Annotated in this window: 14 protein-coding genes; 7 read left to right on the top strand and 7 right to left on the bottom strand. The window is 60.2% G+C overall.

The window, feature by feature from the left end; genetic code table 11:
• Positions 1-266: 266 nt before the first annotated feature.
• From CUN63_RS16585 to CUN63_RS16605, 5 genes are all read left to right on the top strand, one after another.
• Entirely contained in the window at positions 267-1,424 is a 1,158-nt protein-coding gene (locus tag CUN63_RS16585) for a D-alanyl-D-alanine carboxypeptidase family protein (protein ID WP_129440900.1), read from the top strand.
• Positions 1,425-1,504: 80 nt separating this feature from the next.
• Positions 1,505-1,780, top strand: coding sequence for a DUF493 domain-containing protein (locus CUN63_RS16590; protein ID WP_129440902.1), 276 nt, complete (start codon positions 1,505-1,507; stop codon positions 1,778-1,780).
• On the top strand, positions 1,780-2,427 hold the full coding sequence (gene lipB / locus CUN63_RS16595; protein WP_008152829.1) for a lipoyl(octanoyl) transferase LipB: 648 nt from the start codon (positions 1,780-1,782) through the stop codon (positions 2,425-2,427). The genes CUN63_RS16590 and lipB overlap by 1 nt, the downstream gene beginning before the upstream one ends.
• Position 2,428: 1 nt before the next feature.
• On the top strand, positions 2,429-3,451 hold the full coding sequence (gene lipA / locus CUN63_RS16600) for a lipoyl synthase (protein WP_008152832.1): 1,023 nt from the start codon (positions 2,429-2,431) through the stop codon (positions 3,449-3,451).
• A 173-nt stretch (positions 3,452-3,624) separates the two neighbouring features.
• Complete coding sequence (locus tag CUN63_RS16605) at positions 3,625-4,575, top strand: LD-carboxypeptidase (RefSeq protein WP_129440904.1); 951 nt, start codon at positions 3,625-3,627, stop codon at positions 4,573-4,575.
• Between the two features lie 113 nt (positions 4,576-4,688).
• Here CUN63_RS16605 and CUN63_RS16610 read toward each other — a convergent pair whose 3' ends face one another.
• The 5 genes from CUN63_RS16610 to leuS all read right to left on the bottom strand — a co-directional run bounded on the left by CUN63_RS16610 (position 4,689) and on the right by leuS (position 10,864).
• A complete protein-coding gene (locus CUN63_RS16610) occupies positions 4,689-6,011 on the bottom strand; it encodes a lytic murein transglycosylase (RefSeq protein ID WP_129440906.1) in 1,323 nt (440 codons plus the stop codon).
• A gap of 62 nt (positions 6,012-6,073) precedes the next feature.
• Positions 6,074-6,238: an alternative ribosome rescue factor ArfA gene (arfA, locus tag CUN63_RS16615; RefSeq protein WP_008152840.1), complete on the bottom strand. Its 165-nt coding sequence runs from the start codon at positions 6,236-6,238 to the stop codon at positions 6,074-6,076.
• Positions 6,239-6,486: 248 nt separating this feature from the next.
• Complete coding sequence (gene holA, locus CUN63_RS16620; RefSeq protein WP_111451165.1) at positions 6,487-7,524, bottom strand: DNA polymerase III subunit delta; 1,038 nt, start codon at positions 7,522-7,524, stop codon at positions 6,487-6,489.
• A gap of 39 nt (positions 7,525-7,563) precedes the next feature.
• Positions 7,564-8,169 (bottom strand): LPS assembly lipoprotein LptE, encoded by a 606-nt coding sequence (lptE, locus tag CUN63_RS16625; RefSeq protein WP_129440908.1) that lies wholly within the window; start codon positions 8,167-8,169, stop codon positions 7,564-7,566.
• Positions 8,170-8,257: 88 nt separating this feature from the next.
• Entirely contained in the window at positions 8,258-10,864 is a 2,607-nt protein-coding gene (gene leuS / locus CUN63_RS16630) for a leucine--tRNA ligase (RefSeq protein ID WP_129440910.1), read from the bottom strand.
• Between the two features lie 279 nt (positions 10,865-11,143).
• On the opposite strand from leuS, the gene CUN63_RS16635 reads away from it, so the two are divergent.
• Both CUN63_RS16635 and CUN63_RS16640 read left to right on the top strand, forming a co-directional pair.
• Positions 11,144-11,464 (top strand): hypothetical protein, encoded by a 321-nt coding sequence (locus CUN63_RS16635; protein ID WP_129440912.1) that lies wholly within the window; start codon positions 11,144-11,146, stop codon positions 11,462-11,464.
• Positions 11,465-11,572: 108 nt separating this feature from the next.
• Positions 11,573-12,334: a YdcF family protein gene (locus CUN63_RS16640; protein ID WP_129440914.1), complete on the top strand. Its 762-nt coding sequence runs from the start codon at positions 11,573-11,575 to the stop codon at positions 12,332-12,334.
• Between the two features lie 124 nt (positions 12,335-12,458).
• Here the strand turns inward: CUN63_RS16640 and lnt are convergent, their stop codons facing one another.
• Together lnt and CUN63_RS16650 are read right to left on the bottom strand one after the other, a co-directional pair.
• Positions 12,459-13,982, bottom strand: coding sequence for an apolipoprotein N-acyltransferase (gene lnt, locus CUN63_RS16645; RefSeq protein WP_129440916.1), 1,524 nt, complete (start codon positions 13,980-13,982; stop codon positions 12,459-12,461).
• Positions 13,983-13,996: 14 nt separating this feature from the next.
• Positions 13,997-14,836 carry an HlyC/CorC family transporter gene (locus CUN63_RS16650; protein ID WP_008152854.1) on the bottom strand — a complete coding sequence of 280 codons (840 nt, stop codon included), beginning with the start codon at positions 14,834-14,836 and terminating at the stop codon, positions 13,997-13,999.
• Positions 14,837-14,838 lie beyond the last annotated feature (2 nt).

Genomic DNA, 14,838 nt, shown 5'->3' on the forward strand with positions numbered 1-14,838 from the left:
GCTCGTTGAAGAACAAAAGCCCGGCAAGGGTTCTGAGTGAACAACTGAACACGCGACAGCTCGTAGGGTTTGTTCGAAAACTCGCCGAGCGGCGATCAGGCAAGGCAAAAACCGGTGAGGAAGCGGAGTGTAGGGGACCTACATGAGCATTCCGAGCCTGTTTTTAACGCCGCATGATCGTCGCGCAGGCATTTTTGGACAAAGCCTGAAAGCTGTCTGATTAGTTTTGCCCTTGGGCAGTTTCCATTAGCGATTTCGAGAGACGGATGAACATCACCACCTTTGCCAAACGCCTGTGCCTGCTAGTCCCGCTGCTCCTCTCGCCTGCCGCTTTCGCGGTCGAGATGATGCCGTCGCCACCGCAACTGGCCGCCAAAGCCTACGTACTCATGGACGCCAGCAGCGGCAACGTGCTGGTGGAGAACAACGGTGACCAGCGTCTGCCGCCGGCCAGCCTGACCAAGCTGATGACCGCGTACATCGCGACCCTGGAAATCCGTCGTGGCCAGATCGGCGAAAACGATCCGGTGACCGTCAGCGAAAACGCCTGGCGTACCGGCGGTTCGCGGATGTTCATCAAGGTCGGCTCGCAAGTCACTGTCAGCGACCTGCTGCACGGCATCATCATTCAGTCGGGTAACGACGCCAGTGTTGCGCTCTCCGAGCACATCGCCGGCAGCGAAGACGCCTTCGCTGACATGATGAACAAAACCGTGGCCGATCTGGGCATGACCAACAGCCACTTCATGAACCCGACCGGTCTGCCGAACCCTGAGCACTACTCGTCGGCTCACGACATGGCGGTGCTGGCTAGCGCGATCATCCACGAAGACCCAGCTCACTACGCGATCTACTCGCAGAAAGAGTTCTTCTGGAACGGCATCAAGCAACCAAACCGTAACCTGCTGCTGTGGCGCGACAAAACGGTCGACGGCCTGAAAACCGGCCACACCGACGAAGCCGGCTATTGCATGGTGTCTTCGGCCGTGCGTGATGGCATGCGCCTGATCGCTGTGGTGTTCGGCACCAGCAGCGAAGTGGCTCGCGCCTCCGAAACCCAGAAGCTGTTGACCTACGGTTTCCGCTTCTTCGAAACCCAGACGTTCTATCAGAAAGGCGCCGAGCTGGCTCAGGCTCCTGTCTGGAAAGGCACCACCAATCAAGTCAAGGCCGGCCTGGCTGAAGACCTGACCATGACCCTGCCAAAAGGCCAGCTGAAAAAGCTCGCCGCCAGCATGACCATGAACCCGCAACTGGTTGCGCCAATCGCCAAGGGCGACGTAATCGGTAAAGTCGAAGTGAAGCTGGACGACAAAGTCGTGCATAGCGCTGATCTGATCGCTCTGGACGCGGTCGACGAGGGTGGTATCTTCCGCCGCATGTGGGATAGCATCCGTCTATTCTTCTACGGCTTGTTCAACTGAATTAGTGTGGACTTGCATGGCCCTGTTCCAATCCGGAACGGGGCCATGTCCGTTGCCACGGCTTACGAGGCCGTTACGCCATGACAGACAACGAAGTAAAGGCGCCAAAAATCGAATTTCCCTGCGCGGATTACCCTATCAAGGTGATCGGCGACACAGGCGTGGGTTTCAAGGACAAGATCATCGCAATCCTTGAGAAACACGCGACCGTTGACCACAAGACCCTGGCCGAGCGCCAGAGTACCAACGGCAAGTACACGACCATCCAGTTGCACATCATCGCCACCGGTCAAGAACAGCTGTACGACATCAACAGCGAGTTGCGGGCTACCGGTTTCGTGCACATGGTGCTGTGATGTCTGGCACGCTGGGCTTTCGCGAGCTCGGCCAGATGGCTTACGAGCCGGTCTGGCATGCCATGCAACGCTTCACCAACGAACGCGGCAGTGATGCCGCGGACGAGATCTGGCTGGTCGAGCATCCACCGGTGTTCACCCAGGGACAGGCCGGCAAGGCTGAGCACTTGTTGCTCCCGGGGGATATTCCGGTAGTAAAGGTTGATCGCGGTGGTCAGGTGACTTATCACGGTCCCGGCCAATTGGTGGCCTACCTGTTGCTCGATGTGCGCAAGCTGGGTTTCGGCGTGCGTGACCTGGTCAGCCGCATGGAACAATGCCTGATCGAGTTGCTGGCCAGCTACGGCGTGACCGCCGTGGCCAAGCCGGATGCACCGGGTGTCTACGTCAATGGGGCGAAAATCGCTTCTCTGGGTCTGCGGATCCGCCACGGTTGCTCCTTTCATGGCCTGGCCCTGAATGTGGACATGAACCTGGAACCGTTTCGACGGATTAATCCCTGCGGCTACGCCGGGCTGGCGATGACCCAGCTGAGCGATCACGCAGGATCGATTGAATTTGCCGAGGTAAGTGCCCGGCTGCGCGCGCAGCTCGTCAAACACCTCGACTATGCTGAGCAGACGACCCTAACGGGCGGAATCGACTGATATGACTACTGATGCAGTGCAAACCATGATCCCGACGCTGGATGTCACCGAGCGTCCGGCCCCGCGTGCCAAGGTTGAAGCCGGCGTCAAGCTGCGCGGCGCCGAGAAGGTTGCACGTATCCCGGTGAAGATCATTCCGACCACCGAACTGCCGAAGAAACCTGACTGGATTCGCGTGCGTATCCCGGTTTCCCCGGAAGTCGACCGCATCAAGGCCCTGCTGCGCAAACACAAGCTGCACAGTGTCTGCGAAGAGGCGTCCTGCCCGAACCTGGGCGAATGCTTCTCCGGCGGCACCGCGACCTTCATGATCATGGGCGACATCTGCACCCGTCGCTGCCCGTTCTGCGACGTTGGCCACGGTCGTCCGAAGCCACTGGACACCAACGAGCCGGAAAGCCTGGCCATCGCCATTGCCGACCTGAAACTCAAGTACGTGGTGATCACCTCGGTAGACCGCGATGACCTGCGTGACGGTGGTGCCCAGCACTTTGCCGATTGCATCCGCGAGATCCGCAAGCTGTCGCCGAACGTACAGCTCGAAACCCTGGTTCCGGACTACCGCGGTCGTATGGACGTTGCGCTGGAGATCACCGCTGCCGAGCCGCCGGATGTGTTCAACCACAACCTGGAAACCGTGCCGCGCCTGTACAAGGCTGCGCGTCCGGGTTCGGATTACCAGTGGTCGCTGACCCTGCTGCAACGTTTCAAGCAAATGATGCCGCACATTCCGACCAAGTCCGGCCTGATGCTGGGTCTGGGCGAGACCGACGAAGAAGTGATCGAAGTCATGAAGCGCATGCGTGAACACGACATCGACATGCTGACCCTGGGCCAGTACCTGCAACCGTCCCGCAGCCACTTGCCGGTCCAGCGTTTCGTGCACCCGGACGTGTTCGCCTGGTTCGCCGAGGAAGGTTACAAGATGGGCTTCAAGAACGTCGCTTCCGGCCCTCTGGTACGTTCCTCGTACCACGCCGACGAGCAGGCGAAACTGGTCAAGGCCGAGCTGATGTCGTCCTGATCGGCTGCAAGACATGAAAACGCCCGCAAGGCATTGCGCCTTGCGGGCGTTTTTTTGCCTTGCCCACGGCAATCAGCGCTTTTTCCTGCAACCTGCGGGGCGACTGACCCTCTTCTGTTTGTCCCCGTTCCTGACTACTGTGTGCTGAAGTGTTCACGCAGGGAGATTCATGGATGACCGTTCGACCGACTCACACGCTCTGTCCTCACGCACCCGTTCCGGCCTTGCCGTCGGAAGGGCTGATTGGCGTTATTGCGCCCGCTGGTCCCGCACCGTTGGACGCCGATAAAGCCATCGCCTGGATGAGCGCTCGCGGATATTCACTGCGGATTTTCCCTGGCGTGTACGAGAAAGATGATTATCTGGCCGGCAGCGACGATGCTCGGCTCAATGACCTGCACGCGGCGTTTGCCGACAGTGAGGTCGACGCCATCATTTGCTTGCGTGGGGGTTACGGTACGCCGCGGTTGCTCGATCGCATCGACTTTGAACTGCTGCGCAACAATGCCAAGCCGTTCATCGGCTACAGCGACATCACCGCGCTGCACTTGGCGATCAGCCGTTATGCGGGCTTCGTGACCTTTCATGGCCCGATGCTCAACGCCGACCTGCTGGGTGACAAGCAAAAACCTACCGAGTCTTCATTCTTCAACATGCTCAGAGGACAGGTGAAGGCCGGTAGCGTGTTAACGCACCCGGTGGCCTACCCGTTGACCACAATCGAGCCTGGTATCGCTCACGGGCGTTTGCTGGGGGGCAATTTGTCGCTGATTGCAGCGACCATGGGCACGCCGTATGAGTTGGATGCCGAGGGCGTCATCCTGTTTATCGAGGACATCAACGAGCCGTTGTATCGGATCGACCGGCTGCTGACTCATCTGCGTCTGGCCGGCACGCTGCACAAGCTGCGCGGGGTTCTGGTGGGGGATGTGGCGGGGGTTGATACGGTTTCTCTGGAGCGCTTGCTCAAGCAGACCTTCGAGCCGTTGCGGATACCGGTGTTGTCCGGGTGGCGCAGCGGGCATTGCGATCCGAACCTGACGTTGCCGATGGGTGCGCTGGTCAGGTTAGATGCGGGGAACAAGGCGTTGGTGTTGGAGCAGGATGTGGTCGTCAGGCGCTAGATAGTGGTTGCTTATTAGTCAGTCTTCGCGAGCAAGCCCGCTCCCACAGGGGATACGCGGTGCCAATGTGGGAGCGGGTTTGCTCGTGAAGGCGGCATCCGCCATACGGCTGACTATCGGTTACGCAGTCCTTCGAGCAACTTGTGCGTCGGATACCCATCCGCCGGCCAGCCAAACGACTGCTGGGCGCTGCGGATCGCTTTGCGGGTGTTGGCGCCGATAATGCCGTCGGCGTTGCCTGCGTCATAGTTCTGCGCGCTCAGCAGGCTTTGCAGTTCGATCCGCTCGGTACGGCTCAGCGGCAAATCATCTTTCGGCCATGTGCCGTTGATCAGGCCGGCACCGTTGAAACGCTCGGACAACAGGCTAACGGCCAAGGCGTAGGACGACGAATTGTTGTACTTGAGGATCGCGCGGAAGTTGTCGAGGACCAGGAACGCCGGGCCACGGTAACCGGCCGGCAGCAGCAGGGCGGCTGACAGGTGTTCGGAGCCTGGCGGAACCTGGCCGCCATTGGGCAGGGTGACGCCCAGTTGCAGCCATTCAGCGACGCTCTTGCGAATCGTGCCATCGGCCAGGATGTAGTTGAAACTGCCCGGCAGCTGCACTTCAAAGCCCCACGGCTGGCCTTTCTGCCAGCCCGAGCTTTGCAGGTAATGCGCCGTCGAGGCCAGCGCGTCGGCCGGGCTGCCCCAGATGTCGCGGCGGCCGTCGCCATCGAAGTCTACGGCGTGGGTGTTGTAGGTGGTCGGGATGAACTGGGTCTGGCCCATGGCACCAGCCCAGGAGCCAAGCATTTTCTCCGGCTCGATATCACCCTGTTGCAGGATCTGCAGGGCGGCGATCAGTTGCGCGTGGGCAAACCCGGGGCGCCGACCTTCATAGGCCAGGGTCGCCAGGGAATTAATCACCGACTTGTTGCCCTGAAACTGCCCGAAGTTACTTTCCATGCCCCACACCGAGACCAGTGCCTGACGATCGACGCCGTAGCGCTGTTCGATGCTTTGCAGGATGTCGGCGTACTGGTTGGCCAGTGCCTGACCATTGCGTACCCGCAGCGGCGAAAGCGCACCGTCGAGGTATTCCCACACCGGGCGGGAGAATTCTGGCTGGCTGCGGTCGGCGCGGATCACGCTGGTGTCGAGGCTGACATTGGCGAAGGCGCGGTCGAACAGATCGGCGCGGATACCGGCGGCCAGAGCGTCCTTGCGGAAACCCGCCTGCCATTCGGCGAAGGTCTGGGTTGGCTGGATGTCGAGGTTTTCACCGGTCGGCACCACGGGCGGAATGACCGCAGGGGCTGTCGCGACGGGGAGGGTCTGAAGCGGCTTGGCGTCGGCTGCGGTCGGTTTTTCCGCGCAGGCGACTAGCAAAACGAGGCTGGAGGCAGCTATCAGTTGGCGCAGGGGCCAACGACGGGAAATACAAAGGGGCATGCACGGGTCCAGGGAGTACGAATCAGGTACAGACCTTAACATGTTGAGCGAGCGCTTGCCTTTCAGGCCGCCAGAAAGTAAGAAGCCTCCCAGCTATTAGACTGGAAGGCTTCGCGGCGGTAGCTGCCTTTGCCCTTGCCGGCTGGTTCCTGACGGCTGCGGAACAGTGGCTGGGCGATGATGGATTTGGCCTTGTTTGGGCCATTTTTGGATGGCTTTTTGCTCATGATGATTTCTCGCAAGTGAGTGGGTTTTGCGGGGCAAATCATCGGCCGAAGTCGGGGTTCTGTCTAGTCCCCACATTGCGTAGGATCTTTCGCTGATCACAGAACTTGTAGCAGCTGGCGAAGCCTGCGTCCGGCTGCGCAGCAGTCGTAATCCCTGAATCCGGAATCATCAGACACACCGCGTCACCTTATTTTGCGACTGCTTCGCAGCCGAACGCAGGCTTCGCCAGCTGCTACAGAGGGCGTGTTTACTCGGCAGGCAAGTTCAGCCGTTGGCCGGCCATCAACAACGACAATCGACTGAGGCTCATCCACGGTGAACCGGCCGCCTGGCCTTTGATCTGTGCGTCGATGCGCTGAGCTTCCAGTAATAGCTGCGCCCAGCGTTGCGCCGAGTAGCGTTGCAAGGCTTTGCTCATCAATGGTTTGCGTTTGTCCCAGACCGGCGGTCGGGCAGAGCTGAAGGCTTTGTCCAGCGGCACGCCCTGGCTGTATTGCAGTGACAGGTTGGCCAGCAGACGCAGCTCCCGGGCCAGCGCCCAGAGAATCACCGGTGGTTCGACGCCTTCACCGCGCAGGCCTTCGAGCATGCGCAGGGCATGAGCCGCTTCGCCGTTGAGAATCGCATCGGTCAGGCCAAAGACATCGAAGCGCGCACTGTCGGCCACCGCCGCTTGCACGGTTTCGACGGTGATCTGACCACCTTCGGCCATCAGCTTGAGCTTTTCGATTTCCTGGGCTGCCGCCAGCAGGTTGCCCTCGACCCGTGCTGCGATCAGCTCGACGGCGTCCTGACTGGCGGAAAGCCCGGCCTGGGACAATCGTTGACGGATCCAGCTCGGCAACTGGTTGGCCTCTATCGGCCAGATTTGCACGAACTGGGTCTGCTGGCCTTCGACCAGCGCCTTGCCCCACTTGGTTTTCTGTGCACTGCCATCAAGCTTGGGCAGGCTGATCAGCAACACCGTGTCTTCGGCCGGCCGTGAACAGTACTCGATAAACGCAGCAGCGCCTTTGTCACCTGGTTTGCCGGACGGCAGACGCAGTTCCAGCAGGCGCTTTTCGGCGAACAACGACATGCTCGCGCCGGCTTGCAGCAACGTTCCCCAGTCGAAACTGGCGTCGGCGGCGAAGACCTGGCGTTCGTCGAATCCCTGTTGGCGGGCGGCGGCACGAATGGCATCGGCGGCTTCCTGACACAGCAGTGGGTCATCGCCACTGATGATGTAGACCGGCGCGAGGGCACCTTGCAGGTGTTTGGCGAGTTGGGCGGGGGCGAGTTTCATAGGCGAGGGCGAACGGGGCGCCTGAGCGCCCCGTAAGTCTTACTGCTGCGGCAGTTCGATTGGCGACTGTCGCGGTGTTTGCGCTTCAGCCTTCTGCGCCGCTTCCAGTGCATCGGCTTCAGCCTTGGCTCTGGCTTCGGCGGTCTGTTGCAGCTGATCCAGCTGGGTCGGCGTGAGCTGTTGCAGGCGCAGCATCATCCGTTGAACCAGTTCACGACGGGTTTCCTTGCGGGCGTCGTTGCCTTCCTGGTCGGAACCCACCAGGTTGTTGCCGTCGTGCATGAAGACCTTCTGCACTTCGAGCTTGTCGCTCAGCAGCGAAAGGTTGCGCCCACCACGGATATCGTAGTTCAGCACCGTAGTCACCTGATACTCGCCAGTGCGACCGGCACCTGCGTAGCTGAGAATGCGCTGGCTTTCCTGCTCATCGGTCAGCACCAGTTTGTAAGGGGCACCGGTGTAAACCTTGACGCCGCTGCTTTCGAGTACCTGGCGCAGTTGAGTCACGGTTTCGCCGTAGGCGTTGCGGGCGCTCAGGTCGAGTTCCTTGATCGCCAGTTCAGTGGTGCCGGTGCCGCGCAGCTGGAAACCGCAGGCGCTCAACAGGACCGCAAGGCCCATCACCAGCAAATTGCGTTTGATCATCTTGTTGCTCCCCTTGAAACCATGTGGGCCGATCTTGCGGCCCGAAAGGTTTTACTCGGCGCCAGGTATGACCTGGCGCCTGATCCAATTAGCTGGCGACGATATTGACCAGTTTCCCGGGCACTACGATCACTTTACGAATGGTCAGACCGTCGACAAAGCGCAGCACGTTCTCGTTGGCCCGTGCGGCGGCTTCGACTTCTTCGCGGCTGGCGCTGGCGGGCATTTCGATGTGGCCGCGCAGCTTGCCGTTGACCTGGATGACCAGTTGCAAGCTGTCCTGCACCAACGCGCTTTCGTCCAGCACCGGCCAAGCGGCGTCGATCACCGGATCGGCGTGACCCAGGCGATGCCACAGCTCATGGCTGATGTGCGGAGTGATTGGCGCCAGCAGCAGGACCACGGTTTCCAGACCTTCGTGAACCAGCGCGCGATCCTGTTCGGTGCCTTGCGGGGCTTTTTCCAGCACGTTCATCAGCGTCATCACCTGGGCGATGGCGGTGTTGAATTTGTGGTTCTGGCCGACGTCGTGGCTGGCCTGCTTGATGGCCTGGTGGATCGAACGGCGAATGGCTTTCTGCTCGTCATTCAGGCCGGCGACGTCCAGTTTGCCCGGCAGGCCCTGAGTGACGTGGGCTTGAGCCAGGCGCCAGACACGCTTGAGGAAGCGGTGCGAACCTTCCACTCCGGAGTCGGACCATTCCGCGCTCATGTCAGGTGGCGAGGCGAACATCATGAACAGGCGGCAGGTGTCTGCACCGAACTGATCGATCATCGACTGAGGGTCAACGCCGTTGTTCTTCGACTTGGCCATCTTCTCGGTGCCGCCAATTTCCACCGGCAGGCCGTCTGCGATCAGCTTGGCGCTAATTACTTTGGCTTTGCTGTCGCGTTCGAGTTCGACGTCCGCCGGGTTGAACCACGTATAGGCACCGTTGGCTTCGCGACGATAGTAAGTCTCGGCGATCACCATGCCTTGGGTCAGCAGGTTCTTGAACGGCTCATTGGAGCTCACCAGGCCTTCATCGCGCATCAGCTTGTGGAAGAAGCGCGCGTAGAGCAGGTGAAGAATGGCGTGTTCGATACCGCCGATGTACTGGTCCACCGGTAACCAATGGTCGGCCGCCGATTTTTCCACCAGACCGCCTTCATAGTGCGGCGAGGCGTAACGGGCGTAGTACCACGAGGACTCGACGAAGGTGTCCATGGTGTCGGTTTCACGCTTGGCCGGTGCGCCGCATTTCGGGCAGCTGCACTCGTAGAACTCAGGCATGCGCGCCAATGGCGAACCAGCGCCGTCCGGTACGACGTCTTCCGGCAACACGACTGGCAACTGATCTTCCGGGACCGGCACATCACCGCAGGTGTTGCAGTGGATGATCGGGATCGGGCAGCCCCAGTAGCGCTGGCGGCTGATGCCCCAGTCGCGCAGGCGGAACTGGGTACGCGAGGCGCCGAGGTTCTTCTTGATCAGCGCGACTTCAATAGCGTCGAACGCACCAACGAAGTCCAGGCCGTCGAACTCACCGGAGTTGATCAGCGTGCCGTACTCGCCATAAGCGTCCTGCCACGGAGCCGGGTTGGTGTCACCGGAGCTGGTGCGCACCACGGACTTGATCGGCAGGTTGTACTTGGTGGCGAACTCGAAATCACGTTCGTCATGAGCTGGTACTGCCATGACCGCGCCATCGCCGTAGTGCATCAGCACATAGTTGGCGACCCACACCGGGAGTTTCTCACCGGTCAGCGGGTGCTCGACGAACAGCGAAGTGCGCAGGCCTTTTTTCTCTTGAGTGGCGACGTCGGCTTCGGCGACGCTGCCGCCCTTGCATTCAGCGATGAACGCTTGCAGCTCAGGGTTGTTCTGCGCGGCCAGGGTGGCCAGATGGTGTTCGGCGGCCACGGCAACGTAGGTTGCGCCCATCAAGGTGTCCGGGCGGGTGGTGAAGACTTTCAGCGCGCCGGTTTCGCCGATGGAGTCGACGTTGTACGGAAACTGCACTTCCATGCCGCGGGATTTGCCGATCCAGTTGCGCTGCATGGTCTTGACCTGATCAGGCCAGCCAGTCAGTTCGTCGAGGCTCTCCAGCAGCTCATCCGCGTAAGCGGTGATCTTGAAGTAGTACATCGGGATTTCGCGCTTTTCGATCAGGGCGCCGGAACGCCAGCCGCGACCGTCGATCACCTGTTCGTTGGCCAGAACGGTCTGATCGACCGGGTCCCAGTTCACGGTGCCGCTTTTTTTGTAAATCACGCCTTTTTCGAACAGGCGAGTGAACAGCCATTGTTCCCAGCGGTAGTAATCAGGCTTGCAGGTGGTGACTTCGCGGGACCAGTCCACCGCCAGGCCCAGGCTGCGCAGCTGGGTTTTCATGTAGGCGATGTTTTCGTAGGTCCACTTGGCGGGCGCTACGTTGTTCTTCATCGCGGCGTTTTCCGCCGGCATGCCGAAGGCATCCCAACCCATGGGTTGCAGGACGTTCTTGCCTTGCATGCGCTGGTAGCGGGAGATCACGTCGCCGATGGTGTAGTTGCGCACGTGCCCCATGTGTAGCTTGCCGCTGGGGTAAGGGAACATCGACAGGCAGTAGAAAGTCTCCTTGCCTGGCTGTTCACTGACTTCAAAGGACTTTTGCTCGTCCCAGAACGACTGGGCGGCGGCTTCGATTTCACGGGGCTGATATTGTTCGTGCATGGCTACTTTTGAACTGAATAGGGGTGGCCTAATCCTCTTCAATGCAACGCTGGACGGTGATCACGCCAAATCGGCGTTTCGGTGCCCGGACGAGCTGGAAGTGGAGTTACAGGAAGCGCCGTAGCATACATGACCGCACTCTACCGAGGGAAACCCTGATTACTGCTGCGGGTCGCCCAAAAACCGCTGCGAGGGCCGTTGGTCGCAGCATTCAGCCGGTTTGTTCATGGAAGCTAAGCTCTAAATGGGGAGTGAGTCTTATCTTCAATGAGGTGAGGGATGGTTGAGTCACGGCAAAAAGTTACAAAACCGGAGCTGTACGAAAGACTGATCGATCGTCTGGGAATGGCCCTGGACGCGGCAAAAACCGCTGGTCGGTTACGCGATGAGCGTCCGCTGGAACTGGAATTGCGTGGCTTGAGCCCCGCAGAGTTTGCACTGGTCCAGGCGTATCTCGATCGCAGTGAACGTGAGACACACGGATGCTTGTCAGAAGCAGTGAAGCAACTCGACGCACCACGTTCGGCCAAGATCATCTGGCTCAAGGACAAGGTTCCCGGCAGGGACGCGGTAAAGGTCCGGTCTTTGCAATTCAAGTAAGGACACTGGAAGTAATGTCTGATGTATTTGTGAAGCATAGTCCTTCCGTATTTGTTGTCGCATTGCGTCAACCCACTTAGGCTTCGGGCATCTTTTTGGAGATGCTCGATGCCTTTTCGATATTTCGTTAAACAACTCCTGTTTCCGCCCGGCATTTTTTTGCTGCTGTTGGTGCTTGCCTGGTGGCTGCGTCGCTCAAGACCGCGCCTTGCCGGATTGTGCTTTGCGCTGGGCGTGGGCGGCTTCTGGCTGATGAGCTTGCCGGTGGTGGTGCAGTGGGGCGCCAAGGCGCTGGAGCGTGAAGCGCCGTTGGCCCGCGACGATTGGGCAACGCTGAGTCAGCGCGCCGACGCGATCGTGGTACTCGGTTCGGGGCGTGAGCGGGGCGATCTGGCATGGGGCGCTGACCAGCCAACGGGCGTGGGCCTGGAACGCGAGCGCTATGCGGCGCGGCTGGCCAAGGCCTCCGGTTTGCCGATTCTGACCAGCGGAGGCCTGCATTACGGCACCCCGCCAACCGAAGCGAAGTTGATGGCGGACTCGCTGCACGATGATTTCGGCATGGCAGTGCGCTGGCAAGAAGGGCGCAGTCGCACGACCTGGGAGAACGCGCAGTTCAGCGCGCAAGTGTTGTTGCCGGAAGGGATCAAGCGCGTGGTCGTCGTGACTCAGGCCTGGCACATGCCACGAGCGGTCTGGAGTTTCAAAAAGGCAGGATTTGAAGTGGTGCCAGCACCAGTGGGGTTTTTAGGCGTGGACAACGCCCGGCCACTGGGTGGCTGGATGCCGGAATTCAAGTCGATCTGGCAGAGCGGGCAGTTGTTGAATGAGGCGGTGGGGCAGATCGGGTATTCGTTGTTTTACCGCTGAATATCAAAAGATCGCAGCCTCGTTTCACTCGACAGCTCCTACAGGGGATTGCGTACTCTGTAGGAGCTGTGTAGGAGCTGTCGAGTGAAACGAGGCTGCGATCTTTTTACTGGCGCCGCAATACCTAAACGGTCTTGGCCATCCGGCTAGCCACCAGCGCCCAACCAAACAGCAACACGCAAACAATGATCAGCGGCCACGAACGCCATTCCAGATAAGGCGTCAGGTTGTGCATGGGCACCACTTCACCGTACAAAATGCCGCGCTCGAACTGCGGGATCTGGACAGTGATCTGGCCGAACGGGTTGATCAAACCGGTCACGCCGTTGTTGGTGGCGCGGATCATCCAGCGACCGGCCTCCAGTGCGCGCATCTGCGCCATTTGCAAGTGTTGCAGCGGGCCGATGGACGTGCCGAACCAAGTGTCATTGCTGATGGTCAGCAGCAGATCGCTACGCGCCGCAAGGCTGGCGGCGAATTCCGGGTAAACCACTTCGTAGCAGATAAACGGCGCAATTTGATAACCCTTGGCCTGCAGCATCGGCTGATCGGCGGGGCCGCGGGCAAAGTCCGACATCGGCAGGTCAAAGAAGGCGATCAGTCCGCGAAGCACGTCTTGTAACGGAACATATTCGCCAAACGGCACCAGCTTCTGTTTGAGGTAAGTGCCATCGCCTTCACCTGCGACGGTGATGCCGTTGTAGAAACGCTTCTGGTGATGGACTTCCTCGCGAATCGGTACGCCGGTAATCAGCGCGGACTTACGCTCTGCTGCGAAGCTTCCCATCATGTTCAGGTAGCCCTCGGCGGACTCCTTGAGCACCGGGATGGCCGTTTCCGGCCAGATCAGCAAGTCGACCGGTTTCGAGCTGAAGCTCATGTCGCGGTACAGCGCCAACTGCGCGTTGAGCTGCGCCGGGTCCCACTTCATGCTCTGTTCGATGTTGCCCTGAATCGCCGCGACACTCAGCGGATCACCCGCCGGGGTTGTCCAGGCGTGTTCCTTGAGCGCCATGCCGGCCACCCAAGGGCCGACCAGCAGCAACACACCCGCGGCGATGAAACCTTTGCGGCCAGTGCGCACCAGGCGCAAAGCGTTGTAGATCAGCGCGGCCGTCAGGGCCAGGGTGAAGGAGATCAGCCACATCCCGCCGAGTGGCGCGAGCCCGGCCAACGGGCCGTCGAGCTGGCTGTAGCCGGAATAAAGCCAGGGGAAACCGGTCAGGAACCAGCCGCGAAAGGCTTCCTGGCCGACCCACAGCGCCGCAAACGCCAGGGCATCAGCCAGCGGCGCTTCGTTACGGCGCAGCCAGCGTGCCCAGATCCAGGCGGGCAGGGCGAAGAACCAGGCAATCGCCGCCGTGAAGATCAGCATCAGGAAACCGGCCAGCAGCACCGACGCGCCACCGAAGTGGTGAATGCTGTAGTAGATCCAACTGGTGCCAGCGCCAAAAAGGCCGAAACCGAAACACCAGCCACGGCCCTGGGCCTGACGGGGGTTCAGCTCGCGTAAGCCGGCATAGAAGAAACCGACCGCCAGCAGTGCCAATGGCCAGATATCGTACGGCGCCAACGCCAGGGTGGTGATTGCACCGGCCACCACGGCCAGCAGGTTACCGGGCCAGCCGGGGCGGGTCAGACGATGCATTTCAATCCTTAGAATTACCGGGCGATAGGTGTCAGGCGCAGCAGGTGAATCCGACGGCTGTCGGCGTTCAGGATGCGGAAGCGATAAGGGCCGATTTCAGTGATTTCGTTGCGTTTTGGCAGGTGCCCGAACGCGCTCATCACCAGACCGCCGACAGTGTCGAATTCGTCATCGGAGAATTGGCTGTCGAAGAACTCGTTGAAGTTCTCGATCGGCGTCAGGGCCTTGATCAGGAAATCACCGCTGGGCAGCGGCTTGATGTAGCTGTCTTCTTCGACGTCATGCTCGTCTTCGATGTCGCCGACGATCTGTTCCAGCACGTCTTCGATGGTCACCAGGCCCGCCACACCGCCGTATTCGTCAATGACGATGGCCATGTGGTTGTGGTTGGCGCGAAACTCGCGCAGCAGCACATTCAGGCGCTTGGACTCAGGCACGAAAGTGGCCGGGCGCAGCAGGTCCTTGATGTTGAAGCTGTCGCCGTTCTCCTTGAGGATCAACGGCAGCAAGTCCTTGGCCAGCAACACGCCCATCACGTCATCGTGGCTTTCGCCGATCACCGGGTAGCGGGAGTGGGCCGAGTCGACCACGGCAGGCAGGAACTCGCGGGGTGTCTGGGTCGCCTTGATGCTGATCATCTGCGAGCGCGGGACCATGATGTCCCGTACTTGCAGGTCAGCAACCTGGATGGCGCCTTCGACGATGGCCAGCGCTTCGCTGTCCAGCAACTTGTTTTGGTGTGCATCGCGCAGCAGCTCCAGCAGCTCCTGGCGGTTCTTCGGCTCGTGGGCAAAAGCCTGGGTGAGCTTACCCAGCCATGACTTTTGCCCGTTGCTCGATCGATCTTCGCTCATAG

This window comes from Pseudomonas sp. ACM7 (genome assembly GCF_004136015.1).
In the GTDB taxonomy this organism is placed as follows: Bacteria; Pseudomonadota; Gammaproteobacteria; order Pseudomonadales; family Pseudomonadaceae; genus Aquipseudomonas; species Aquipseudomonas frigoris.